Origin of the sequence: Burkholderia sp. PR2 (assembly GCF_052372875.1) — a bacterium.
In the GTDB taxonomy this organism is placed as follows: Bacteria; Pseudomonadota; Gammaproteobacteria; order Burkholderiales; family Burkholderiaceae; genus Burkholderia; species Burkholderia diffusa.
Genome location: NZ_JBQRWH010000004.1, coordinates 1,571,582 through 1,594,235, shown reverse-complemented (window position 1 = coordinate 1,594,235; position 22,654 = coordinate 1,571,582). Strand labels below are relative to the sequence as shown.

Here is a 22,654-nt window from a genome sequence, read left to right as displayed (position 1 = left end):
GCGCCGACGGGCTTGCGCACGCGCCGAGTGACATACAGACGATCGATAACCGGCTCCGCAGCCGGGACCAGAGACAAAAACCAATGCAGATTGCTTCCAAACCGGTCGACGAGGCGGCCCGGCTCGAGACGCTTCATTCATTGTCGATCCTCGACACGCCGCCGGAAGAACGGTTCGACCGCCTCACGCGCCTCGCGCGCCGGCTGTTCGACGTTCCGATCGCACTCGTCAGCCTCGTCGACGAGAATCGCCAGTGGTTCAAGAGTCATCCAGGTCTCGACGCCACGCAGACCTCGCGCGACGTCTCGTTCTGCGCACATGCGCTACTCGCGGACGACACGATGGTGATCCGGGACGCGCGCAACGACGATCGCTTCCACGACAATCCGCTGGTCACCGGCCAGCCCGGCATCCGCTTCTACGCGGGCCGGCCGCTTGCCGCGCCGAACGGCGCACCCGTCGGCACGCTGTGCCTGATCGACACGCGGCCACGCGAACTCTCCGTCGACGAACTCGCGCTGCTCGGTGATCTCGCGCACATGACCGAACGCGAAATCGCGGCCCTGCATCTCGCGACGACCGACGAGCTGACCCAACTGACGAACCGGCGCGGCTTCGAGATTCTCGCGCGCCACGTGCTGAGCCTGTGCGAGCGCGTAGGCCGGCACGCGGTACTGCTCTTCTTCGACCTGAACGACTTCAAGGCGATCAACGACCGCTTCGGCCATGCCGAAGGCGACCGCGCGCTCGTGGCCTTCGCGGACACGCTGACCGGTGCGCTGCGCGACAGCGACGTGATCGCCCGACTCGGCGGCGACGAATTCGTCGTGCTGTTGAGCGCCAGCGATCCGGCCAACGTCGGCGAGCCGATCGAGCGCGTCACGCAGGCACTCGCGCTGCGCAACGCGGCCGACGCACGCGGCTATGCGATCCGGTTCAGTGTCGGCTACGTGGCATACGATCCCGCGCAACATCGCACCGTGGCCGACCTGCTCGAATCGGCCGATCGCCACATGTACGACGACAAGCAGCGCCGCAAAGCCGGCGGCGCCTGAGCACGGATGAACCGCTCGCCGATACGCGCCGCCGCCGCCGTAAGCCGCGTTCGGTCCGATACGCGCCGTTCGGTCAGCTTCCGCAGGGGGGCGCGCTCGCCATCGCTTCCGCGATCTGCTCCGGCGTCAGGTCGCGCTTGTGGGTCGCAATCGACCAGCGATGGCCGAACGGATCCTCCACCTGGCCATAGCGATCTCCCCAGAACATGTCGGCGGCCGGCATCCTGACTGTCGCGCCGGCCGCGACGGCCTGCGCGATCGCCGCATCGGTGTCCGGTACGAACAGGTGGAGGCAGACCGGCGTGCCGTTCAGCGTCTTCGGCCCGAGTGCGCCGTGCTCCGGCATTTCATCGACGAGCATCAGTGTCGAATCGCCGATTGCGAGGCACGCGTGCGCGAGCCGGCCGTCCGGGGTCGGCAGGCGAAACCGTTCGGTCGCGTTGAACGCACGCTTGTAGAAGTCGATGGCGGCGGCGGCGCCTGCGCAGATCAGATGCGGTGTCAGCGTGCGCATCCCTTCCGGGATCGGTTTGACGGACGTGGCCATGGGTGTCGCTCCTTCAGTCGGTTATCGTGGCGGAAATCGGGACGGACGCACGATGCGCACGCCTCCGATGCTACGACGGGCGGACTCGACGGAAATCGACACGCCTGCAGACATTTTTTTTCAGATCTGCGGTAGGTCACGCAGCGTACGCGACTCGTTAGTCGCATCGATGTCGAGTTCGATCCCTTCCGACGCGTCGCGATAGAGCACACGCTTCAGTCTCGGCCCCACCGCCGTCCCGTCCGCTTCGTCAAACACCGCGCGAACGTCGTTGCCGGCTGCAAGCGCGCGCGCAACTTCCGCCACCAACGCCTCGCTCGGCGTCGCCGCCCACGACCGGTCCGCCGGATTGACGGCCGCCCAGCGCACGTGCGTCACACGCGCGCTGAGCACGTCGATTCGGACACCATTCACCGCGAACATCGACATCGGAATCTCCTTCGAAACGATTGCGGCCGGACGAACGCCGGACGATGGAAACCGGCGATGGCGCGACAGCACGCGAATTTGACCGCCGCCGGACCAGCCTGACGCACGATCATCCCCGCACGCGGCTTCGGCCAACGCGATTTTCGATGATACATTGGGACGCTTTGCAACCGTCAACAGACAATCGTGCACGGGAGAAACACATGACCGACGCCTGGGGAACCTTCCCTGCCAGAATGGGCGACCATCAGGCCTTCATCAGCTTCAATCACGGCTTTGCGGAAATCGCCGAAAGCGATCCGCGCACGTCGCTGTTCAGCGTGCGCGTCACGTTCGCGCATCCGACGCCCGACGGCCTGCCGAGCAGCGACGAGTTCGCCGGTCTCACGAAAGTCGAAGATCTGCTGGACGCCGCAGTGACCGCGAAAAACGGCGTGCAAGTCGGCCGCATCACGGTCGAAGGCAACCAGGATTTCCTGTTCTACGTGCCGTTCGACGAGGAAGCCGCGGCCGGGATCGTCGACTCGCTGGCCGAGCACACGACCTACGCGCTTCAGTACGCATACCAGGACGATCCGGACAAGGAAACGTACTGGCGCACGCTCTACCCGACCGACGACGACTGGCAACTGATGCGCGACATGCGCGTGCTCGATGCGCTACGGCAGAAAGGCGACGTGAGCGACGCGAGCCGGCGCGTGATGCACTGGGCTTACTTCCCTGAACCGAGCGACGCGCACCAGTTCGCCGACTGGGCCGAGTCGAAAGGCTATCTGGTCGAATCGGTCGCGCCGACCGAGGACGGTAAATCGGCCGTGAGGTTTGCGCACGAAGGCACGATGGTGCTGGCCGACATCACGCACCATACGCTCGAGATCAATCGCGAGGTACGCTCGCTCGGCGGCGAATACGACGGCTGGGAAACCAGCGTCGAGCAGGCGGGCTGATCCCGCCGACACGCGCGTTGCGCGCGTGTCGGACCTTGACGGGTTCGGTACAAAAAACATTCCGGCAGCGCGACTGTGCGCCGCCGGGACCAAGGCATCGCCGGCCGTAACCGGCAATGGGCCCAAGCAACCGCTCAGGCACGAGGAAAGCGATTCATGCGGCTCGGGCGAACGGATGCCGTGGCGCGAGACGCCGCCTGCCGAACGCCTGTCCGTTTCCGCCTACGCGGCTTGCATGCGTCGTGCGGGGAAAAAGCCCCCGCTCCTGCGCGAGCGAGCGGGGAAATGGTTGACCGGGCCGGGGTAGAACGGTCAACCGGCCAGATTGTGATCGTGCCCCGTGCAGCCGTCTGTGCGGCAACTCACCCTTTCATACGGAGAGTCCGTGTGCCTGGCGCAGCATGCAGCACGTCACGGTCCAAGCGGGACGCCTGCGGCCGGTGCGATCACGGGAAGCGACACGATGGCCCCGATCATCATTACGCCGTCGGCCGCCAGCGTGACGGGGGCGCGAGCACGCGCAGGGCCTTGCCGCCCTTCGTGAGGCGATCGTCGACCTCAATCTTGCAGGTATGGGAAAACGACCACGTCTTGCCCCGCTCAAAACCGCCGGCCCGATAGCGCGTACCGTTCAGCGCGCCGTCCATGCTCAGTTCGTTCCGGTCGAGATCGCTGACGATTTCAACGACGACCTCACTGACGATTTTCGCGGCTGAAGCATCGCCGTCGACCGTATTGTCGACTGCATCGGCGGCAGCAGCCTGCGCCGCAGGGATTTCGATCAGTGGCGCGCCCTGCGGGCTGACCAGCTGTGCCAGCCAGTCGACGAGATTGGCGCGCGCGTCGTCCTCGTCGGCGAAGTCATTCCGTTTCAGAAAACGTTCGAACATGACCGACGCGAACGTCTTGCCTCGCGAAATGGAATCCAGCTGCCAGTCGACCACGGCGACTCGCCCCGTTTCCCGCGTTTCGAGTGTCGACGTGAAGCGGTAATCGAGATATTCGATCTCAAGTTTCGGGGACGTGACTTTCTCCGGCCGATCCGCCCGCTCGGTTCCTATGACGCGCTGCGCCGGTCCGGCTTCACGCGCTGCGTGAATCTTGTGTGAATCCGGGGCTATACGTCATTCCGTGCAGGCAGTATCGCGATATTCTCGCGAGCTATCGACCTCGACTGAAAATACATGGCCGTCGCGTCCGGTATCCGTTGCGTGATCGATTCCGCGCCTCGGTCGTTCGCGCATGATTTCGCCCTGTCGATTCCGGATATCCGACTGCTCCGCGGCTGCGGCCGTGCTGCTACACTCCCGCCACAAAAATCGCTTGCCCCCAAGGAAACAATGTCACTCGCTCGGGCACAACATGATGGTGTCAATGTCTGGATCATCCAGCTTTCGGGGCATGCCGCCTATGCCTCCACGCATCTCAAGCGTGTATTCGCATCCGACGACTCGCGACATCGCGTCGTGACGGTCGACCTGACGAAACTGCTCGCCTGCGCCGATCGCGACACGACGGACTATGTGTTGCCATCGGTTCAGTACTGGGCGCCCGGCAAGGCCGCCGGCATCCGCGACTTCCTCGACCCGGCCCAAGCCCGGATTCCCGAGATGCCCTTCATCACCTTTCGCGAGACGAGAACGCGGATGCTGTTCGGCATTCCGGGGCTGTCGAAAGTCGGCGTCGCGTCGTTCCGAAACGGTCAGCATCGCGCGCGATATCTGGCGTATGCCGGGGCAACGAGCCTGCCGGTCGAGGTACATGAAACGGAGGCGGATTTGCTCATGCGGTATTGCGGCGAGTGACTGGCGCGATGCGCCATCTTTTCCGTCTCTTGCGGAATCGGTCGTGCAACGTGCGAACGCTGGACCCGGTGCCGGCAGGCTTCGATCACGTAGATCCGGTCAGCGACTTCCGTCGAGCCAATGAAGCTCGTTTCAGCGCCTGCCAATCGCATCCATTGTGCTCGTCGAAGCCAATCGCGCTGACATTGCCCTCAAGCCCCGAAAGATTAACCCTGTCCGCACCGATATTTTTGACGGTGGGTTGAATCGCGAGTCGCACAAGATGCTGCACGAGGGCACCACTGGCAAAAAAATGTCCCGACGCCTTCCGGGTTGTCGGGACCGAACGGCCCTGCAAAGCTGAGGGCACGAGGAATCGAAATATTACACCAATGTAAGACTGTGAATCTTTGGTGGTTTATGCCAAGTCACTGGCTTATTCCGCCAATCTGCAGGTTTCAGCTCAGCATCATGTGATGCCTGAATCACCGGCCGACGTTCGAAGAGTCAACACACAATGAGTCGGCGACGGTTTATTCGCGTCTCAATTTGCCCTCTGCTTCCTCTTGACGCGCAAGATGAACCTCCCACTGCCTCAAGCTCCAGAGGTGCCAATAGCGCGGATGAAACACCATCGTCCAGAAAGTAAGGTTGCACGGCAGGCCGATTTTCCGGCAGATTTTTGCCATTTGTTCCGTCCGGAAATGATGTGCTACCAATGGTGCTGCGCATGCAATTATGAGTAACTCGAGCCAGAAGTTCTGAATCATATTTCAACTGAATGTGTCGGACTGGAAGAGCCACGATTCCCGGAGATGGTTCGCGACGGTTTTTTTCATGGCCTTTGTATCGGCGCATCTCGGTCACTGCATTGTTTCGAAGATCAAAATTTTCGATCGACCGAACATCAGCGTGAATCCCGTCAGGAGGCGGCTAAGACGCGCAACGCCGGGTATGTTCCGACGGCAGTTCCGCCCGTGATTTTCCGGGTCCACAGGATCGAGAGGTGCCTCAGGAGCAGGTAGAACGGGAGCAGCGCCATGCGCTCGCAGCGATCGATGCGGATATCCTTGAGCGTGCAGCCCATCGCACCAAACACATAGATCAGTTGAAGCGGCGTGAACGGACTCACGTGGCCACGACCAGGCGACGCCCCGTGAGTCTGGCGCACACCACGCGCATCGAACTGGAAGAAAGTACCGGTAAAGAGAAACTGCAAGCGCGAATGCAGATTCGATACATTCGGCGTTGAATCGATGATGATGCCATTCTGCCGCGTTACGCGAACCAACTCCGAAATGAAATTCGCCGGATTCGGTACGTGTTCGCCCCCTTCAAGGCAGGTGACTGCACCGAACTCGTCATTCTGGAACGGGAGGGGAGCTTCCATGTCGGCTACGACGGAATCGTCGTAGCCATGGATGTCTGCCTGCACTACATCATGGCCGAGCGCATTCAATGATGCGGCGAACACGCCGGAACCTGACGGTATATCGAGGATTCTGGTCTTCCCGTGGCATCGGGCTGCGAAATACTGGAGCACCTGCTTCATGTATTCCGTTTGACCGTGAAGGTAGTAGCTGTGGTCGCGATGTTTCATTTTATGGTGCTGGCGGCGATAGGTATAAGTCTGTATACCAGCCGACAATCGCGACTCATATTAGATATGTCTGAAAAGTGATTCGTTTGACAGAAAAATGGGGGCTATCTTACTTTTCTTGGTATCGCCTTCGGGTGTTGTGCTTCAGCGAGCCGCGTTTTCGCTGTATTGTCGCGTGCAGCAGAGACCGATCAGCCGATGCAAGCGACGCCGGGCCAGCGAGATGCAACGCTCCACGGTTGGCCGTGAAATATTCGTTGCGGCTCAACTCGTGACCTGCTCCCCGCGTTTAGTACGGTGACGGTGTAGAGTCCGTTCCAGAGTGAACGGCAATGAAAAAGCGATTCACCGAAGAACAAATCATCGGCATCTTGTAGGAACCCGAGGCTGGCCTGAATCCGCCGTCTCTACCGGCCATTCGATTCCGCAGGAGCGCCTGCTGCTGTTCCGCCACGGCACCGTCCACATCATCGGCCAGCACGCCCTCTCATCGAGGGGTGTTCCATATGCCACGCGCCGTGATCAATGCAGGAGTTAGAGTTTTTGACTTCGATCATATTTCCTCAGCCGGCTGCCTCTATATTGACCTTGAGTTCGGCGTAACCCGCATCACGAACATGGGGTTTCACCTGTAGACATATGCCTGATTCGACGCAGGCCGCCGGCGGACCTACGTATCTGATGCACGTTAGAGTTGACGAAACGGCATTCCGTCGTATTCTGTTAAATACTGTTAAAAAGACGCCGCCAGCGACAGCCCGTTTCAGCGCCAACGAGATCGGGCGTGAAGTCCATCGAGAAGAACGACGAAGGGGACGACATGGTCAACCGGACGAGAAAGTATTCCCTTGCCGTGTTTGTACTGGCTGCGGCTGTGCTGTCATTTTCATCCAAGGTCATGGCGGTACCTGCGTTCGCGCGGCAAACCGGGCTGGCCTGCGTCGCGTGTCATGTCAGCTTCCCTGAGTTGACGCCCTTTGGCCGCTTCTTCAAGTTGACCGCCTACACGCTTTCCAACAAATGGACTATTCCGCTCGCAGGGATGGTCCAGATGTCCCAGACCAACACTCGCAGCATCAACAACGCCAACTACGACTTCGCCCGCAATCAAGACGTTGTGCTGCAGCAGGCGAGCTTATTCTACGGCGGCCGCATTGCTGGTCCGGTCGGTGCGTTTGCGCAGTGGACGTACGACGGGATCGCTCACCACAGCGGGATCGACAATACGGATATCCGTGCCGCAGGGCATTTCACGCGGGACGATATCGATTTCATCTACGGCGTTACGGTCAACAACAATCCGACCGTTTCCGATGTCTGGAATACCACCCCTGCCTTTGGTTTTCCGTATGCGTCGAGCAGCATTTCTTTGACGCCGACCGCAAGTACGCTTATCGATGGCGGTCTCGCTCAACAGGTTGCGGGTGTATCCGCCTACGCCTTCTGGAACCGGACCATATATGCAGAGTTCGGCTTTTACCGTACGGCCGATCAGATGTTTTCGGTGTTTCGGACCGGTCAGGACTCCGCGACACCCGGCGGTGTCAAGCGCCTGAAAGGCGCCAATCCGTACTGGCGGCTCGCTTACAACCGCGAGTTCGGGCCACATTCTCTCGAGGTGGGCACCTTCGGCATGATCGCCGATGTCTATCCGGATAACACGATCCCGACGACCCCAACCGACCGTTTCACCGATTTTGGCCTGGACGCCCAGTACCAGTACATTACGCTGTCAAATGCATTCACGGCCCAGATCGCGTTCATTCACGAAAAGCAGGACTGGAGCGCAAGTTTCCCAAGCGGAGGGATCGGTGCAGGACCGACCCCCACCAATCCGACGGACCACCTGAATACCCTCAAGCTCAAGGCGTCGTATTACTACCAGCGCAAGTACGGTGCCACGCTGGGGTACTTCTCGACGACAGGAAATGCGGATGCGGGGCTATACGGCGCCGTTCCAGTGACAGGGAGTGCAAATGGCTTGCCCGATACGCGAGGCATCATCCTCGAACTCGACTACCTGCCGATGCCGCAAGTGAAGCTGTCCGTGCAGTACACCTGGTTCCTCAAGTTCAATGGCGCACGATTCAACTATGACGGAAGCGGACGGAACGCCAGCGATAACAACACGCTGTATCTGCTCGCCTGGCTTGTCTTCTGACCCGCGAGGTAACTCATGCGCACGATTTTCTGCCGCTCTGGAGCCGTCCCGACGAACTTGCTTCACTTGCCGATGTCGCTGGTGCCGGCTCTTGGCATCCTCGCGATCCTGATCGGGATGCCATCAACCACGCACGCCGAAGATGGCGCGCGCCTCGCCACCCAGCTTTGCGCTGCTTGCCACGGCGTACACGGACATAGCGAATCGCCGATTTTTCCCCGGCTGAGCGCTCAGACGCCGGAGTATCTGACTGCGCAGCTCAAAGGATTCCGTGAACATGCGCGCGGCGAAACGGATGCCCGTTCGTACATGTGGGCAATCGCGTCGCAACTCGACGATGCGACGATCGCATCGCTGGCCGACTATTACTCGCACCAGGAGCCGGTGCGCGGTGCATCGGGCGACGCGGCAACGATGTCGAAGGGACAGGAAATCTTCGAACATGGCGTGCCTGATCGCGGAACTCCCGCGTGCTCGTCGTGCCACGGCGCACAGGGCCAGGGAATCGGCCAGTTTCCGCGCCTTGCCGGCCAGCACAAGGAGTATCTGCTTCGTCAGATCGAAGTCTTCAGGAACGGAACACGCGCAAATGCGCCCGTCATGACCGCTGTCGCGCATACGCTGGACGCCGATCAAGCGAAAGCCGTCGCAGAGTGGCTGGAGTCCCATTAGTCCTCGCCGCCCCTCGTTGACGGGCGGTAGTCGGATGGCCGCTCGCGACATCCGTAATGAGATGCTCGCGATTTCGGCCAAACGACAGTTCGCCCCGCGCCGCTTGCGCTATAGCGCGTACTGCAATGCCAGGTCGAAACCGATTACGACCAGCGAGCAGCCGAGGCCGGCCAGGACGTTTCCGACACGATGTTCGAAATCGTGATGGCGGCTGATCCAGGCTCCAATCAGGAAAACGCCTTCGAAGACGACCTGAAGCGCAACAAACACGAGCATTAACAGGAACTCGTAGCCCATGAACCGGAAGTTCGAGAAGTTCACGCCGTATTCGGCGACCGACCTGCCCACCCTGAGCACTTCATATGCCAACAACAGGATCGGAAAGACGTAACTGGCGACGTAGGTGGGAACACTTGCGTGCCGCAGTTCCAGATGAAAGTGGTGAATGGCTTGCATATCTCCTCCTGCGTCGGCTTCCGGTACTCAAAAGCCTTCCTGCATTTCGTGGTGGCAGATCCTGCTGATCCGCATGTGCATCACATGACCGGCCGTCCATCGAACGACGCGACTGAACAGCCAGCGTCCTGATCCGGGATGGTTTGGACGATCATCGAGAACAATTTGCCCAGATCTTCTTCAAGCTTTTCTCCGTCGAATGGATCGCGATTGGCGCCAAAGGCGGCGTCGATCTCTGCCCAATCATCCATTGTCAACAGACGTTTGGCGGCCGGCAGAATCAGTGTCTCTTCCAGACACCGGTGGTCCGCATAGAACTCCGCATAATCGTCCATCAGCGCGCCCAGCGTACGAAGCGCTGGCGCGCCCTTCAACTCGTACCGGGTCAGCGCGTGCTCCAGATTTCTCAACTTCAATTCGCCTCGATCGTGCTGTGACTCCAGTTCATCAAGGACGCTGTCGAACTCGTCGGTTCGATCCCGCAATGGCCTGAACAGGTAGCGATCCTCTTTGGGATGGTGTACCTGTTGCGGGTATTCCCGAATGTAGTAAAGCATCGCCCGAAACACCATGAGGCCCGGAACGGGTGCCCCTGCAACAAGCAGATGGACAAAGCGCTGCATGCCCCCGATCACGGTAAGCAACTGGTCGTGCTCCTGGAGGATGACGGTTATAGCGCTACGCGGCCTAAGCAACGGCATCTCAACCTCCGCACCGGAAGGTGAAGTTTGTTTGCGAATCAGCTTACTGACTCACCCCGACAGCGAGCGAGAAAGCCTGTTTCGATACTTCAATGTTGCTCATCCGCCGCCCGACATCAAAGTGCACCAACACCACCGCGTTGATGGAGATCAACGATCTGTGCGGGCATCATCACCGGGATGTGTTCCGATGGCGGCCTGCGCCCCTTTCAACCGACTATAGGGCAAATGATTCCTTGGCATTTGTCTGGTCTTTATCAGATGCATCATCTGTTCCTTGACCCGGCGAAACCTCAACGGCAGCGTCCGAGGTACTCCAGCCTTTCGCTCAACCAAGCAAAGCAGCCGCGGCGGTTTGACACCGTTGTTGTCATTCGAGGCCTATTGCGTCCTGCTTTGGACGAATGACGACGCGTTTAGCAACGTCGACACGATGCTTGATTCCTCGCCTTCCCCGTCGCGCCCAGGTCGGTCCATGTCTCTAAAGCGCGGAGAAATCCCGGGCGCCCCGCGAGGGATGAACGGCGGCCACGCGCTCGGCGAGCTTTGCATCGTAGCTCGAGTGCACATGCACGCGTTTCTTGTCGGGAAACGCATAGACGTATGCTTTGCGCAGCGCGAGCGATGCCTCATGAAACCCGGACAGGATCAGCTTCTGCTTGTTCGGATAACCGGCGATGTCGCCTGCCGCGAAGATACCTGGCCGTGAGCTTTCGTAGTACGACGTATCGACGACGATCCGTCCGGCCTGCACGGCGATCCCCCAGTTGGCGATCGGACCAAGGTCCGCGACAAGTCCGTAGAGCACGAGCAATTGATCTGTGTCGAGGCACACCGAGCCACCGATCTGGCGAACCTCGATCGATTCGAGTGTCCCCCCGGGCGCATTCAGCCCAGCAATCGTGCCAACCACGAAATCCATCTCGCCCGCCGCGACCGCCTGCTGCAACCGGGCGATGCTCGAGTCCGTCGCGCTGAAGCCGTTCCGCCGATGAACGAGCGTGACGCGCCCCGCGACCGAGCGCAGCGCCAGCGCCCAGTCGAGCGCGGAGTCGCCACCGCCCGCGACCACGACGTTTTTTCCTGCGAAGCCGTTCACGTCGGAAACGCTGTAATGGATGCATCGGCCTTCAAGGAACGACGCCTCGTCGAGTGCCAGCCGTTGCGGCACAAACGCTCCGTTGCCAGCAGCAAGCAAGATCGCCGCGGCGTCAAACGCATACCCTTTGTCGGTGCGAGCGAGCCATCGACCGCCCTCGAGCCGGTCAAGCGTCTCGATACGCTGACCGAGATGCATCGGAGGATCGAAGGGCCGGCATTGCTCGACGAGGCGATCGACAAGATCGCGTGCAGTGCACGATGGTATGCCAGGGATATCGTAGATCGGCTTGTCCGGATACAGTGCGATGCACTGGCCACCCGGGCGCTCGATCCCGTCAACGATCCGGCACGACAGGCCGATCACGCCTGCCTCGAACGCGGCGAAAAGGCCCACGGGACCTGCACCGACAATCAGCACGTCGGTTCTTAAAGGACTCGCAAGCGAGGAATTTTCCGGTGATGTCACGTGTCCTCCTCGTGAATGTCATGCGGGGCGCAGCACTACGCCTGCATTTTTCCCATATCGAGCCGGTACAAACTCGCAACGACGCCATTACCGCACCCGTCGACTACTCCAACGTTCAAGGCACGCGGCCCAGCCGGCTCCAAGCCATCATCGTAAGTATCTCTTTGTATCATGGCGTGATATACATGGATACATCGACGTGGAGCAAATCCCTGCGGCTTCCTCTCGATAAAGCGAGAGCGAGTGATCTATGACGCGATGTGACTGTCGTAGCACCTCGGGCGAAATAGACCCGACCCGTTTTCTACATTGCTCCCAATTTTTCGCAGAACGGCCGTGGCTGCGAGTGGTTGGGGCGTCCGATCAAGGCGAACAAGGAATTTAGGGCGCGGGCGACCGGATGCTCCGTCTGGGATACCGTCGGTCTGCAATCGACAGGAACGAAGTGACGGGGAGATAACGCGCGCCGGATACGCGATCCGTTCCACAAAGGAGGAACATCGTGAGTAGAACAAGGACGTTTGAAATCTTCCGCTACGATCCAGACCGGGATGCCAGGCCGTACATGCAAACGTACGAGATCGAGGTGCCCTCGACTGACAGGATGTTGCTGGATGTCCTTGTCCGGCTCAAGGCACGGGACGAGACGCTCAGCTTTCGGCGTTCGTGCCGTGAAGGCGTGTGCGGCTCGGATGCAATGAACATTAACCGCAAGAACGGGCTCGCCTGCATCACCAACCTCAACGACCTTCCCCGCCACACGGTCCTGCGTCCGCTGCCTGGGTTGCCGGTCATTCGCGACCTGATCGTGGACATGACCGCATTCTTCAAGCAATACCACTCGATCAAGCCCTACCTGATCAACGACACGCCCCCGCCGGAGCGGGAAAGGCGCCAGACGCCTGAGGAACGCGATCAACTGGACGGTCTGTACGAGTGCATCTTGTGCGCGTGCTGTTCCAGCGCATGTCCCTCGTACTGGTGGAATCCCGATAAATATGTCGGTCCTGCCGGGCTCCTGCAGGCCTATCGCTTTCTGGTCGATTCCCGTGACGAGGGTACGAGTGAGCGGCTGGACAATCTTGACGATCCGTATCGCCTCTTCCGGTGTCGGACGATACTGAACTGCACGGACGTCTGTCCCAAAGGCCTGAATCCGGCCAAGGCGATCGGGAAGATCCGCACCATGCTCGCGCGCCGGACGATCTGAGTGACGCAACCTGACGCTGCGAGACTTTTATGGCAATACCCCGTGCGACACCGGGGGAATTGATCGACGTTCGACCGCTCAGTGATGCATTGCTGGATTCGAAATCGATCACCCTCGTGCGGTCGGACCACTTGGAGGTTGTCCGACTCGTGATTCCAGCACGCAAATGTCTGTCTGCGCATGAGCAACGATCGCAGACTATGGGTTTCGATCCGGGAACCGCTGGCCACACAAATTGACCAGGGTGATCCACGCACTGACGTATGGGAAACTTGCATCAGCTTTTACGGTTTCCAGGGAGGAGCGAAGCAATGAAAAAAATCATGACAGCGGCGGCAGGCGCGCTGATCGGTGTATCGATCGCGGTTGCAGGGGAGCCGGAGCAGACCACGTCGCACGAGGACATGATGTCGAACCACGACATGACGTCGCACCGGGCGGAGGTGGCCCGCAAGGGTGCGACTGTGATGCCGTTTGATCTGGCGCGGACCACCCATTTTTTCGACGATACCGGAAGCGGTGGGATTGAGACAATCACGGCGAACGACAAACACGACACCAGACAGGTCGCGCTTATTCGTTCTCATCTGGCAATCGAAGCTCAACGTTTCCGCCGCGGCGACTTCGCCGATCCTGCGGCGATTCACGGCCACGATATGGCAGGGCTCGCCATCCTGACAAGGGCGGGTGAGAAACTTCATATTGAATACAGGAGTCTGCCCTCCGGAGCGAGCCTGACTTATGCAAGCAACGACCCGGACGTGATTGCCGCTGTTCATGCGTGGTTCGCGGCCCAGCGTTCCGACCACGCCGCGCACTCCCATCTTCCCGAATAGCTCGGGCGCAATGTAGCCACCGACCATCGGCTGCGCGGGGACGTCGGTAACGAGAACCACATGATCCAAGGACAAAGGTCCGTTTTTGGGCGAAGCCGACGTTCGAACGCCCCGTGAAAGTGTGGGCCAACGTCTGTTGCTGGCTGACCTCCGTCGGTACCGAGCCCCTTAACCGCCAAGGCCGAACGCACCGAGCACGCCAACCAGTTAATCAAGGCCATCGGGTCGGACGGGCGGCACTTCTTCTATAACCCGCAGCACGACCGTTACGCACGCATCGAGCTCGACAGCCGAGGACGCGTGCGGTTCGTCGACGATTACACCGATAAGCGCGTCTGTACGCACGACACCCGTGGCCGCTAGCGCAGCTTCACGCACGGCGGCACGCTGCGTGGTCTGGTTGATCGCATGCGCGACTACGTCACCACCGGCTGGCAACTGCCGCGCGACGTAATTGCTACGCCGTAGATGGGCGACGACGCGGGAGATAACGTATGGGGCTATGAGCGCGAGGCCGGGGCCGCCGTGCGCGACGCCGCATTTATCCTGCCGATCATGGCGCCCGCGCCGTGGCCCAGCGACACCCCGCGCGACTACTACGTCATCAGCATGCACCGCACAATGCGGAAGCACCGCCTCTGGAGTTGCCCCTGTAATCCCGGACAAAGCATCACACTAAGGTTGCCGAATCCATTGAGCGCCGGAACTCGCGAGGCGAGCGATACTTCAGTGCGCTATGGGGATCTCCATTGTCTTCTTGCCGAGCATCCGCTGCAGCTCGCGAATCTGCTTGAGTGCATCGGCCAGCTCCGATGCCGGGAACATTTCCTCACCAGCTTTGAACGCTGACAGGCTCCCGCCCTGGTACAGCTTGCGCCAGTGGAACAACTGGTTTGGTTCGCGCCGTGCTGGCGCGCAACCAGCGAAACCGACTTCCCCGGCTCGAAACGCTCGCGAACCATCGCCAGCTTCTGCTCCGCCGTCCAGCGCGGCCGACGCTCCGGGCCCGTCAACACTTCCATCACTTCCTACCTGGTGTTAGTCAAAAGCACAGTCTTATGCCTGCCCGCTAGTTTAGGTGAGAGGCTATGTCCGGTGTTTCAGGGGGCTGCTCCAATTGCCGCGAACGGTATCTGGCTTCCACTTGACGGCCTTGTGCGCGTGCTGATCGCAGTGCGTCTTACCATCCGCAACAAGCGCACCGCATCCCCGGTGCTTGCAGGGCTTCGTCTGTCGGGCGGGCATAGACGTACCTCATGCGGATTGGACGCGTAAACGAAAAAAACCCGCGAGGCTTTCACCTTGCGGGCTTCAACAAATGGTCGGGTGATGAGATTCGAACTACCCACTCCAGCCGACAGGGCCAGGCGGCCGCTCCAATCCGAGCCAGTGCCCAGCCAATCAGGCAAGCCTCTCGAGTCGTCTTCGGCCTCTAACTTACACCCAGCCTCAAATGCTACTCGATCACATGATGGCACAAAGCAAAAAGCCCGCTTGCTGTCGCAGAGCGGGCTTCGGTATTGGTTGCGGGGATAGGATTTGAACCTATGACCTTCGGGTTATGAGCCCGACGAGCTGCCAGACTGCTCCACCCCGCGGCCGAGATTGTAGGCGAACTGGCGCATCAGTGCAATCAAAAAAGCCCGCTTGCTTTCGCTTGCGGGCTTCGCTTGGACGCACATCGCGCCCGACGTCGTCAATACAACGAAACGCGAGCGAGTTTACAGCCCCAAAGTCGATTTACTCCTGGATCAGGAATCGATTCCGATTCTTGACATCCTTAATCCAAGCCGGCGCACGACCGCGGCCCGACCAGGTCGCGCCAGTCTTCGGATCGCGATATTTCGCCTCCGCCGGAGCCTTCGGTTGCTTTGCCGACTTGCCACGACGCACTCCGAAGATGTCCTTTTCGGTGATGCCGTACTCCGCGACCTTGGCACGAATGTCATCAATAGTGGATTGCATCTCAGCCCGGCGCGCAGCCTCGGCTTTCTCGGCCAATGCCTCCGCTTGGGCTTTCAGTTCCTTGTAGGTCGCCATGCATTCCTCCAATTGTTGTGTTATGCATATGATAGACGCTTTGGCTTAAGCGAAGGAGCACATCGATATCCTGCAAGTGCGGATTCCAATGGAAACCTCGGTTACCCGCAGGAAATCGCACAACTTCAATTTCAGAGGTACGACACCTGATCGCAAGTACGCTCGTCGACCAGACCGAGCTACTCGGCCCACTGCCGACGAAGTCGCAGAATTTTTGCAAGCCGGTCTCGACAAAAACTACTTCTTGCTTTCGACGAATGTACTGCCGTTGTAGCGATACTCACGGGTTGCGGGACCAGCATCGTCGATATTGGTCCATGCAATCTTGAAACCCGGGGAGCCGTCTAGCCATTCGATCGCGAGGTACGGTGAGCGATTGTTCACGTCGGTGTCGAGCGACACGCTATTCAAACAGCTTTGCACGGGCACCGCATACTTCGAGGCGGCGACATTTCCCTTCATTTGGAGGACGTAGAGGGTACCCTCCTCTCCTGAGCCGCAGAAGCCCAACGGATTGTTGCTGGACGACTGATTCACAACAACCAATACGAATTCCTTCCCGTCGACGACCTTCGAGCTCGCCGATGGGAATCCGATACTCGACGCAGAAGCTACGGCCCGACGAAGTGCGAGCGGCAATTGCACCGTCGCTGAGCGATGGTGTCCAGCATCGACCTCAACCAAGTGCTTACCGTCTAGTTGCATCTCACGGCCATTCGATAGCCGGATCGAATTGGGTGCTGCAGTCTCTGCGAACGCGCTTGCGGCAATCGAAAGTGCCGCTGCACACAACCACCACTTAGTTTCGGAGAATGTGATCGGCATAACAAATACCTGAATAGGTCCATCGATGGCCTTTGCTCTGACCGGCCTTCATCTTTTTGTACTCGTCCTTGTCGCGCTCATGCAACTCCTACGGTGGACACGAATCGCCCGGCTCGACGCTCGACGCTCGACGCGTCGATCGACACGATCACGACGCAGGACCATCATCACCAGGTGACATCGAACCTTGTGAAGTCGCGCGGCACGAGCCGCGAAGGCGCGCCGGTCGACGACCCGCTGCACACGGTCAGCGCCGGCGGCACGCATCCTGCCGAGGTGCGCGCGCGCCTGATCAAGTACTACAGCGAGGGCGGCCAGTGGCAAGACGCGCGCGCCGCTGCACACGTTCCCGACGCGCGATCGCATCGGCTTGATCACGATCCACGGCAAAGACGACGCGATCGTCGACATCGGCATGCGCATGCTCACACCGCGCGAGTTGGCCCGCGCGCAGGGGCTCCCCGACAGCTACATGCTCGACCCGGTCGTCAACGGCGGGCGAGCCGCTGTCGAAATCGGCGCAGGTGCGCATGATCGGCAACAGTGTGTGTCCCGACGTCGCGGCCTGACCACCGAGGACCACACTATGACCACCCCAAACGAAAATAGCCCGCTCACGCTGAACGCGAGCGGGCAAGAAAACAGAACAGCAATCGAGGCACGAGGACTGTCCTCAGGAGATAACGGCACGCCGGCCTAGAACCTTAGGCAAGGAAAGGGCCTAGCTCTCGAATTGACGGCCGAGGACGCAGATCACTCGGAGGGACCAAGCAATACATCAATCGCCGCCTGACCCGCGATCTCGGCCACGAGGTATGCCCAGCGTCGGGTAAATGGGCCGTTTCGAATCTGTATCCGATGTCCACGCGCACCGAGGATACCGAGATTATCGTGACCCTTTATCTGGAAGGTGACGTCGTACATGTCCGGAGCGGATGAGGTCAGTTGGACATCAATTTCAAAGCCGCGGTACTGGATTGTTCGCTGCATGACAACCTCCACAATATGACTGGGAGCCTAGCACGAATGCAATACAACCTTCCGACGTCCTGAGGACCACACCATGACCACCACCGACATCGATGCGACTCACGTCTCGCGCTGCCTGCGCATCGAGCGCGCGGCTGCGCCGGTGCGCGCCAACCGCGAAGTCGCGCTGCTTTCGAACCTGATCGGCCTGGCGATCGACCGCGGCGAGGCGAAGCACAACCCCTGCCGCGAGGTTCGGCGCAACGAAGAGCAGCCGCGCACCGAGGCCCCCGAGCCGGAAGACTTACAGGCGTTCGCCGCCTTGGTCGCGTCGCTCGGCAGCCAGAAGGCGGTGATCGGCATGGCAGCAGAGTACGCGGCGCTCGCGGGCAATCGGAAAGTGGAATTCCTCGACCTTTCGTGGCCGCATATTGACGAGGCGGCAGGCGTGATTCGAGTGAAGCGGGCGAAGCAGCGCGGAAAGAACCGCGGCGAAGTCATCGAGCACATCGAGATCACGCCCACCCTGTCGGAACTCGTTGCGCGCCTGCGCGCCGCTCGGCAGGACGACTGTCTGTACGTGTTCTCCAATCGCTACGCGACCCACTACTCGCCGGCCGGCTCCAAGACCGAGTGGTCGAAGCTGATGAACAATGCGTTGGAACTGAAGAAGATCGGGAGGCGCTTCACGTTCCACGACCTGCGCGCGTATTACGTGACTCGGCACAAGGCGGAACGTTGCAAGTTGCCGGATTCGCATGCGGATCCGGCAACGACGGCGCGCGTCTACGATCGAACGAAGATGGTGAAGCGGGGAGGTATGGAATTCCCAATTAGGGAATTCCAAAACAAAAACGGCACTGTCTTTTTGGACAGTGCCGTTTCTAACTACTGGATACCGCTTGGAATTCTTTGGGGTGGCTGATGGGACTCGAACCCACGACAACAGGAATCACAATCCTGGACTCTACCAACTGAGCTACAGCCACCACTGATACTGCTTTGTTTCTTCGCTGTTTCGCTTCGTGTTCAGCAGCGAAGAACAAGATTATACGAAGACTTTTCCGTCTTGCAAAGCATTTTTTTCAAAATTTTCGAGAGCGTCGTTCAGATGCGTGCGTGCCTCGTCGAACACGGCCAGATCGCCACGTGCGAGCTTCTTGTTGTCCGACAGCACGCGACGCCAGCCGCGCGCGCCCGCGACGCCGCGATACAGCCCGAGTGCGTGCCGGACGATCGCACCGAGATACGTGCCGCGCTTCAGTTCCGCCGCACAGTATTCGATCAGTTTCGCCTCGGCCTCCTCGCGCGTGGGCATCGCCGCAGTCGACCCATAGAAGCGCGCATCGACGCCCGCGAGCACATACGGGTTGTGATACGCCTCGCGGCCGAGCATCACGCCGTCCACATGTTCGAGATGCTGCGCGACTTCGTCGAGCGTCTTGATCCCGCCATTGATCACGATCTCCAGAGACGGGAAATCGCGCTTCAGCTGATAGGCGTAGTCGTACTTGAGCGGCGGGATCTCGCGGTTCTCCTTCGGCGACAGCCCCTTCAGGATCGCATTGCGCGCGTGCACCACGAACGTCTCGCAGCCCGCCTCAGCCACCGTGCCGACGAAGTCCCGCACGAACGCATAGTCCTCGACCGCGTCGACCCCGATCCGATGCTTGACCGTGACCGGCACCGACACCGCATCGCGCATCGCCTTCACGCAATCGGCAACGAGTTGCGGCTCGTTCATCAGACACGCGCCGAACGCACCGCGCTGCACGCGCTCGGACGGACAACCGCAATTCAGGTTGATCTCGTCATAGCCCCACTGCTCGCCGAGTTTCGCGGCGCGCGCGAGATCGTCCCGTTCGCTGCCGCCCAGCTGCAGCGCGACCGGCGATTCGTTCGGCGTGAACGCGAGATGCCGCTGGGCGTCGCCGAACAGCAGCGCGCCCGTCGTGATCATTTCCGTATACAGCCACGTGTCGCGCGTCAACGTGCGATGGAACGACCGGCAATGACGGTCGGTCCAGTCGAGCATGGGCGCGACGGAAACGCGGCGGGGGGGAAGCGAGGACGATGCGGACATGGAATTCGGGGCAGCAAGCGGCGCGGGAAACAACCCGATATTTTACCGCAACGCGACCAGGCCGGCCCGGCAGCCTGACTAGACCGGCCCGCCCTCGCCCAGTTCGGCGTCGACGGCCCGCCGCGCCTCTTCGAGTACGCGCTCGATCACGCGCCGTTCGGTCAGCAGCATCCCGTCGACTTTCACGAGCCGCCAGTCGATCCGCACGGCCGCGCCTTGCAGCACGCGGTAGTGCGCATGCTCGCCGTCCCACACCTGCTCGGTCTTCACTTCGATCTCGTAGCCGCGGTACGGCTCGCTGAAATCGCCGAGATCGCTGCCTCTCGGTTCCATCGCTCGCTCCGTGGCGACGCAACGCCGGGCCGCCTCGGCGGCCGGCGCCGTGCGCTCAATCGTATTCGTTAGACAAAACGGACTTGCCGTCGGCGGTCAGGTCGACACGGTCGGCCGCCGCCTGATAGATCAGCCCTTCGTTCAGCAACGCATAGACGACATCGTCGAACGCGGCGGGGACCGGACGGGTGTCGCCGAACTGGTCGACCCACTTCAGCGCCTCGATGGCTTCGGGGGAAAGGATGGGGGTCATGCGTTGCCCTCCGGCGTCGGTGTCGTTCCATCCTAGCACTTCGTCCGGACGGCGAATACCGAGGCAAACGCACAACCAAAATACCAGGCGCGACGGATGGCCAGATGGCCCGTCCGCGGCGCCCGGCATCGGAAACACGCTCAGAGTCGCGCGATCGACACTTCGGTGGATTTCACGAGCGCGACGACTTCCGCACCCACCTTCAGTTCGAGTTCGTCGACCGAGCGCGTCGTGATCACCGACGTGACGATGCCGAACGGCGTCTCGACGTCGACCTCGGAGACCACGGGCCCGCGAATGATCTCCTTCACCTTGCCTTTGAACTGGTTGCGCACGTTGATTGCAGTGATGCTCATCGAGTTGATCGCTCCGAACATAAAAAGTCTGAGAACGGGCGGCCGGTGCCGCCCGGATTTAAACGGCCCAGCGAATCTGCCCGGCCGGCCGTACGTGATCGGCTTCAGCCGCGACGTGCTGCCCGGCACCGCCGGGCCCGCCCGCGAGCACACGCTGCAGCACGCGGTCCTCGAGCGCCGCGAACGCGGCCGACGCGCGCGCACGCGGCCGGTCGAGCGGCACCGGCTGGTCGAGCGCGACACGTCCCTGCTCGATCAGCAGGATCCGGTCGCCGAGCGCCACGGCTTCCTGCACGTCGTGCGTGACGAGCAGCGCGGTGAACCGATGCTCGCGCCACAACCGTTCGATGAGCGCGTGCATCTCGATGCGGGTCAGCGCGTCGAGCGCACCGAGCGGCTCGTCGAGCAACAGCAATTGCGGCCGGTGCACGAGTGCACGGGCGAGCGCGACGCGCTGCCGCTGGCCGCCGGACAGCTGCGCAGGCCAGTCGTTCGCACGCTCGATCAGACCGACTTCGTCGAGTACCGCACGCGCCTGATCGCGTGCGCCGCGGCCGAGGCCCAGCATCACGTTCTGCAGCACGGTCTTCCACGGCAGCAGCCGTGCATCCTGGTACATGATCCGCGTGTCGAGCGCGCCACCGCCGTCGCCGCGCGTCATGAGCGCGCCGCTGCTGGGTTCCTCGAGCCCCGCGACGAGACGCAGCAGCGTGGATTTCCCGCAGCCGCTGCGGCCGACGATAGCGACGAAGCTGCCGCGCGCGATACCGAGTTCGACGTTGTCGAGCACGGTGCGCGCGCCGAAGCGCTTGCTGACGCCCGACAGCGTCACCGCGTCGTCCTGTGCCGGGCCGCCCGTCCGCCGCCGCGCAAGCGGAACGACGGATGCACCGCCGTTCCGGTCGACGATCGCCGCATTGCGTGCGTCGTCGTCCGTCACGCGTGCGTGCGCCAGCTCGGCCTCAAGGTCTGCACCGGCGAGCGGGCCGTAGGAGACCGCCGAAGTCGTCGCATTCATGCCTTTGCTCCAGATTGATAAGCGGGGTGCCAGCGCAGCGTCACGCGCTCGATCGATTTCGCGAGCACGTCGGCCAACTTGCCAAGCACCGCATACAGCAGGATGCCGACCACCACCACATCGGTTTGCAGGAATTCCCGCGCGTTCATCGTCATGTAGCCGATGCCCGACTGCGCGGAGATCGTTTCCGCGACGATCAGCATCACCCACATCAGCCCGAGCGCGAAGCGCACGCCGACGAGAATCGACGGCAATGCACCGGGCAGGATCACGTCGCGATACAGCGCGAAGCCGCGCACGCCGTAACTCTTCGCCATCTCGATCAGGTTCGCGTCGACCGAGCGGATCCCGTGATATGTGTTGATGTAGACGGGAAAGAACACGCCGAGCGCGACGAGAAACAGCTTCGCCTTCTCGTCGATGCCGAACCACAGGATCACGAGCGGAATCATCGCGAGCGCGGGGATGTTGCGGATCATCTGGATGGTCGAATCGAGCGCGACCTCCGCTGCTTTCGACAGGCCGGTCGCGAGCCCGAGCGCCAGGCCGACGCCACCGCCGATCGCGAAACCGAACAGCGCGCGCCAGGTACTGACCTTCACGTTCGCCCACAGCTCGCCCGATGTCACGAGCGACCACGCGGCACGCACGACCGCCACCGGCTCGGGCAGCACGCGGGTCGACAGCCAGCCGACGCGCGCGCCGACCTCCCATGCGACCAGCAGCACGAGCGGCACGAGCCACGGTGCGATGCCGCGCCAGGCGCGGGCGGCCACGGCCGCGCGCGTCGTCGACGTCTTCGTTGTCATCTC

General features: G+C 61.1%; 26 protein-coding genes, 2 tRNA genes and 1 pseudogene. 10 read left to right on the top strand and 19 right to left on the bottom strand.

The window, feature by feature from the left end:
• Positions 1–83: 83 nt before the first annotated feature.
• Positions 84–1,055 (top strand): diguanylate cyclase domain-containing protein, encoded by a 972-nt coding sequence (locus tag ACT2FV_RS24665; protein ID WP_444504983.1) that lies wholly within the window; start codon positions 84–86, stop codon positions 1,053–1,055.
• A 73-nt stretch (positions 1,056–1,128) separates the two neighbouring features.
• Here the strand turns inward: ACT2FV_RS24665 and ACT2FV_RS24660 are convergent, their stop codons facing one another.
• Both ACT2FV_RS24660 and ACT2FV_RS24655 read right to left on the bottom strand, forming a co-directional pair.
• The gene (locus tag ACT2FV_RS24660; protein WP_444504982.1) at positions 1,129–1,602 is read right to left on the bottom strand and encodes a VOC family protein; all 474 of its coding nucleotides are present in this window, start codon (positions 1,600–1,602) and stop codon (positions 1,129–1,131) included.
• Between the two features lie 120 nt (positions 1,603–1,722).
• On the bottom strand, positions 1,723–2,031 hold the full coding sequence (locus tag ACT2FV_RS24655; RefSeq protein WP_124906086.1) for a phosphatidylserine/phosphatidylglycerophosphate/cardiolipin synthase: 309 nt from the start codon (positions 2,029–2,031) through the stop codon (positions 1,723–1,725).
• A 203-nt stretch (positions 2,032–2,234) separates the two neighbouring features.
• Between ACT2FV_RS24655 and ACT2FV_RS24650 the strand changes: the two genes are divergently transcribed.
• On the top strand, positions 2,235–2,978 hold the full coding sequence (locus ACT2FV_RS24650) for a DUF695 domain-containing protein (protein ID WP_059606615.1): 744 nt from the start codon (positions 2,235–2,237) through the stop codon (positions 2,976–2,978).
• Between the two features lie 479 nt (positions 2,979–3,457).
• Here the strand turns inward: ACT2FV_RS24650 and ACT2FV_RS24645 are convergent, their stop codons facing one another.
• Positions 3,458–3,922, bottom strand: coding sequence for a hypothetical protein (locus ACT2FV_RS24645; RefSeq protein ID WP_444504981.1), 465 nt, complete (start codon positions 3,920–3,922; stop codon positions 3,458–3,460).
• Between the two features lie 396 nt (positions 3,923–4,318).
• Between ACT2FV_RS24645 and ACT2FV_RS24640 the strand changes: the two genes are divergently transcribed.
• Entirely contained in the window at positions 4,319–4,783 is a 465-nt protein-coding gene (locus tag ACT2FV_RS24640) for a plasmid fertility inhibition factor family protein (RefSeq protein ID WP_444505448.1), read from the top strand.
• 901 nt (positions 4,784–5,684) lie between these two features.
• Here the strand turns inward: ACT2FV_RS24640 and ACT2FV_RS24635 are convergent.
• Positions 5,685–6,362 carry a class I SAM-dependent methyltransferase gene (locus ACT2FV_RS24635; RefSeq protein WP_444504980.1) on the bottom strand — a complete coding sequence of 226 codons (678 nt, stop codon included), beginning with the start codon at positions 6,360–6,362 and terminating at the stop codon, positions 5,685–5,687.
• 898 nt (positions 6,363–7,260) lie between these two features.
• Here ACT2FV_RS24635 and ACT2FV_RS24630 point away from each other — a divergent pair.
• On the top strand, positions 7,261–8,523 hold the full coding sequence (locus ACT2FV_RS24630) for a cytochrome C (RefSeq protein ID WP_174919805.1): 1,263 nt from the start codon (positions 7,261–7,263) through the stop codon (positions 8,521–8,523).
• Positions 8,524–8,640: 117 nt separating this feature from the next.
• Positions 8,641–9,195, top strand: coding sequence for a c-type cytochrome (locus tag ACT2FV_RS24625; protein WP_444505447.1), 555 nt, complete (start codon positions 8,641–8,643; stop codon positions 9,193–9,195).
• Positions 9,196–9,303: 108 nt separating this feature from the next.
• Here the strand turns inward: ACT2FV_RS24625 and ACT2FV_RS24620 are convergent, their stop codons facing one another.
• From ACT2FV_RS24620 to ACT2FV_RS24610, 3 genes are all read right to left on the bottom strand, one after another.
• The gene (locus tag ACT2FV_RS24620; protein ID WP_124626086.1) at positions 9,304–9,651 is read right to left on the bottom strand and encodes a hypothetical protein; all 348 of its coding nucleotides are present in this window, start codon (positions 9,649–9,651) and stop codon (positions 9,304–9,306) included.
• Between the two features lie 80 nt (positions 9,652–9,731).
• Complete coding sequence (locus ACT2FV_RS24615) at positions 9,732–10,352, bottom strand: hemerythrin domain-containing protein (RefSeq protein ID WP_151048576.1); 621 nt, start codon at positions 10,350–10,352, stop codon at positions 9,732–9,734.
• 481 nt (positions 10,353–10,833) lie between these two features.
• Complete coding sequence (locus ACT2FV_RS24610) at positions 10,834–11,919, bottom strand: NAD(P)/FAD-dependent oxidoreductase (protein ID WP_151048577.1); 1,086 nt, start codon at positions 11,917–11,919, stop codon at positions 10,834–10,836.
• 502 nt (positions 11,920–12,421) lie between these two features.
• Here ACT2FV_RS24610 and ACT2FV_RS24605 point away from each other — a divergent pair.
• From ACT2FV_RS24605 to ACT2FV_RS24595, 3 genes are all read left to right on the top strand, one after another.
• On the top strand, positions 12,422–13,129 hold the full coding sequence (locus ACT2FV_RS24605) for a succinate dehydrogenase iron-sulfur subunit (RefSeq protein ID WP_444504979.1): 708 nt from the start codon (positions 12,422–12,424) through the stop codon (positions 13,127–13,129).
• A gap of 311 nt (positions 13,130–13,440) precedes the next feature.
• Positions 13,441–13,965, top strand: coding sequence for an aspartate carbamoyltransferase (locus ACT2FV_RS24600; protein WP_444504978.1), 525 nt, complete (start codon positions 13,441–13,443; stop codon positions 13,963–13,965).
• Positions 13,966–14,433: 468 nt separating this feature from the next.
• On the top strand, positions 14,434–14,814 hold the full coding sequence (locus ACT2FV_RS24595; RefSeq protein ID WP_444505460.1) for a hypothetical protein: 381 nt from the start codon (positions 14,434–14,436) through the stop codon (positions 14,812–14,814).
• On the opposite strand, the pseudogene ACT2FV_RS24590 reads toward ACT2FV_RS24595, so the two are convergent.
• The 4 genes and pseudogenes from ACT2FV_RS24590 to ACT2FV_RS24575 all read right to left on the bottom strand — a co-directional run.
• Positions 14,710–14,987 (bottom strand): annotated as a pseudogene (locus ACT2FV_RS24590) (transposase); the annotation flags it as partial. The gene ACT2FV_RS24595 and the pseudogene ACT2FV_RS24590 overlap by 105 nt on opposite strands.
• Before the next feature lie 499 nt (positions 14,988–15,486).
• Positions 15,487–15,563, bottom strand: a tRNA-Met gene (locus ACT2FV_RS24585).
• 142 nt (positions 15,564–15,705) lie between these two features.
• Entirely contained in the window at positions 15,706–16,005 is a 300-nt protein-coding gene (locus ACT2FV_RS24580) for an H-NS histone family protein (protein WP_059603047.1), read from the bottom strand.
• 237 nt (positions 16,006–16,242) lie between these two features.
• Complete coding sequence (locus ACT2FV_RS24575) at positions 16,243–16,830, bottom strand: hypothetical protein (RefSeq protein ID WP_151048579.1); 588 nt, start codon at positions 16,828–16,830, stop codon at positions 16,243–16,245.
• 370 nt (positions 16,831–17,200) lie between these two features.
• Between ACT2FV_RS24575 and ACT2FV_RS24570 the strand changes: the two genes are divergently transcribed.
• Positions 17,201–17,530: a hypothetical protein gene (locus ACT2FV_RS24570; protein ID WP_239007075.1), complete on the top strand. Its 330-nt coding sequence runs from the start codon at positions 17,201–17,203 to the stop codon at positions 17,528–17,530.
• A 53-nt stretch (positions 17,531–17,583) separates the two neighbouring features.
• Here the strand turns inward: ACT2FV_RS24570 and ACT2FV_RS24565 are convergent, their stop codons facing one another.
• On the bottom strand, positions 17,584–17,820 hold the full coding sequence (locus tag ACT2FV_RS24565; protein WP_151048580.1) for a hypothetical protein: 237 nt from the start codon (positions 17,818–17,820) through the stop codon (positions 17,584–17,586).
• Between the two features lie 73 nt (positions 17,821–17,893).
• Here ACT2FV_RS24565 and ACT2FV_RS24560 point away from each other — a divergent pair, with 73 nt between their 5' ends.
• Positions 17,894–18,724, top strand: a complete 831-nt coding sequence (locus tag ACT2FV_RS24560; RefSeq protein ID WP_444504977.1) for a tyrosine-type recombinase/integrase — start codon at positions 17,894–17,896, stop codon at positions 18,722–18,724.
• Here ACT2FV_RS24560 and ACT2FV_RS24555 read toward each other — a convergent pair.
• From ACT2FV_RS24555 to ssuC, 7 genes are all read right to left on the bottom strand, one after another.
• A tRNA-His gene (locus ACT2FV_RS24555) sits at positions 18,713–18,788 on the bottom strand. The genes ACT2FV_RS24560 and ACT2FV_RS24555 overlap by 12 nt on opposite strands.
• 59 nt (positions 18,789–18,847) lie before the next feature.
• Positions 18,848–19,834 carry a tRNA dihydrouridine(20/20a) synthase DusA gene (gene dusA / locus ACT2FV_RS24550; RefSeq protein WP_059603269.1) on the bottom strand — a complete coding sequence of 329 codons (987 nt, stop codon included), beginning with the start codon at positions 19,832–19,834 and terminating at the stop codon, positions 18,848–18,850.
• Between the two features lie 126 nt (positions 19,835–19,960).
• Positions 19,961–20,215, bottom strand: a complete 255-nt coding sequence (locus ACT2FV_RS24545; RefSeq protein WP_059524526.1) for a hypothetical protein — start codon at positions 20,213–20,215, stop codon at positions 19,961–19,963.
• Positions 20,216–20,270: 55 nt separating this feature from the next.
• Positions 20,271–20,468: a hypothetical protein gene (locus ACT2FV_RS24540; RefSeq protein WP_174908059.1), complete on the bottom strand. Its 198-nt coding sequence runs from the start codon at positions 20,466–20,468 to the stop codon at positions 20,271–20,273.
• Between the two features lie 140 nt (positions 20,469–20,608).
• The gene (locus ACT2FV_RS24535; RefSeq protein ID WP_006400187.1) at positions 20,609–20,824 is read right to left on the bottom strand and encodes a TOBE domain-containing protein; all 216 of its coding nucleotides are present in this window, start codon (positions 20,822–20,824) and stop codon (positions 20,609–20,611) included.
• Positions 20,825–20,882: 58 nt separating this feature from the next.
• A complete protein-coding gene (locus ACT2FV_RS24530; protein ID WP_444504976.1) occupies positions 20,883–21,842 on the bottom strand; it encodes an ATP-binding cassette domain-containing protein in 960 nt (319 codons plus the stop codon).
• Positions 21,839–22,651 carry an aliphatic sulfonate ABC transporter permease SsuC gene (gene ssuC, locus ACT2FV_RS24525; RefSeq protein WP_059603273.1) on the bottom strand — a complete coding sequence of 271 codons (813 nt, stop codon included), beginning with the start codon at positions 22,649–22,651 and terminating at the stop codon, positions 21,839–21,841. The genes ACT2FV_RS24530 and ssuC overlap by 4 nt, the downstream gene beginning before the upstream one ends.
• Between the last annotated feature and the right edge of the window lie 3 nt (positions 22,652–22,654).

Coding starts and splice junctions, on each gene's coding strand:
- ACT2FV_RS24665 (WP_444504983.1), top strand. CDS start 84: ATGCAGATTGCTTCCAAACCGGTCGACGAGGCGGCCCGGCTCGAGACG.
- ACT2FV_RS24660 (WP_444504982.1), bottom strand. CDS start 1,602: ATGGCCACGTCCGTCAAACCGATCCCGGAAGGGATGCGCACGCTGACA.
- ACT2FV_RS24655 (WP_124906086.1), bottom strand. CDS start 2,031: ATGTCGATGTTCGCGGTGAATGGTGTCCGAATCGACGTGCTCAGCGCG.
- ACT2FV_RS24650 (WP_059606615.1), top strand. CDS start 2,235: ATGACCGACGCCTGGGGAACCTTCCCTGCCAGAATGGGCGACCATCAG.
- ACT2FV_RS24640 (WP_444505448.1), top strand. CDS start 4,319: ATGTCACTCGCTCGGGCACAACATGATGGTGTCAATGTCTGGATCATC.
- ACT2FV_RS24635 (WP_444504980.1), bottom strand. CDS start 6,362: ATGAAACATCGCGACCACAGCTACTACCTTCACGGTCAAACGGAATAC.
- ACT2FV_RS24630 (WP_174919805.1), top strand. CDS start 7,261: ATGGCGGTACCTGCGTTCGCGCGGCAAACCGGGCTGGCCTGCGTCGCG.
- ACT2FV_RS24625 (WP_444505447.1), top strand. CDS start 8,641: ATGCCATCAACCACGCACGCCGAAGATGGCGCGCGCCTCGCCACCCAG.
- ACT2FV_RS24620 (WP_124626086.1), bottom strand. CDS start 9,651: ATGCAAGCCATTCACCACTTTCATCTGGAACTGCGGCACGCAAGTGTT.
- ACT2FV_RS24615 (WP_151048576.1), bottom strand. CDS start 10,352: ATGCCGTTGCTTAGGCCGCGTAGCGCTATAACCGTCATCCTCCAGGAG.
- ACT2FV_RS24600 (WP_444504978.1), top strand. CDS start 13,441: ATGAAAAAAATCATGACAGCGGCGGCAGGCGCGCTGATCGGTGTATCG.
- ACT2FV_RS24595 (WP_444505460.1), top strand. CDS start 14,434: ATGGGCGACGACGCGGGAGATAACGTATGGGGCTATGAGCGCGAGGCC.
- ACT2FV_RS24580 (WP_059603047.1), bottom strand. CDS start 16,005: ATGGCGACCTACAAGGAACTGAAAGCCCAAGCGGAGGCATTGGCCGAG.
- ACT2FV_RS24575 (WP_151048579.1), bottom strand. CDS start 16,830: ATGCCGATCACATTCTCCGAAACTAAGTGGTGGTTGTGTGCAGCGGCA.
- ACT2FV_RS24565 (WP_151048580.1), bottom strand. CDS start 17,820: ATGCAGCGAACAATCCAGTACCGCGGCTTTGAAATTGATGTCCAACTG.
- ACT2FV_RS24560 (WP_444504977.1), top strand. CDS start 17,894: ATGACCACCACCGACATCGATGCGACTCACGTCTCGCGCTGCCTGCGC.
- dusA (WP_059603269.1), bottom strand. CDS start 19,834: ATGCTCGACTGGACCGACCGTCATTGCCGGTCGTTCCATCGCACGTTG.
- ACT2FV_RS24545 (WP_059524526.1), bottom strand. CDS start 20,215: ATGGAACCGAGAGGCAGCGATCTCGGCGATTTCAGCGAGCCGTACCGC.
- ACT2FV_RS24540 (WP_174908059.1), bottom strand. CDS start 20,468: ATGACCCCCATCCTTTCCCCCGAAGCCATCGAGGCGCTGAAGTGGGTC.
- ACT2FV_RS24535 (WP_006400187.1), bottom strand. CDS start 20,824: ATGAGCATCACTGCAATCAACGTGCGCAACCAGTTCAAAGGCAAGGTG.
- ACT2FV_RS24530 (WP_444504976.1), bottom strand. CDS start 21,842: ATGAATGCGACGACTTCGGCGGTCTCCTACGGCCCGCTCGCCGGTGCA.
- ssuC (WP_059603273.1), bottom strand. CDS start 22,651: ATGACAACGAAGACGTCGACGACGCGCGCGGCCGTGGCCGCCCGCGCC.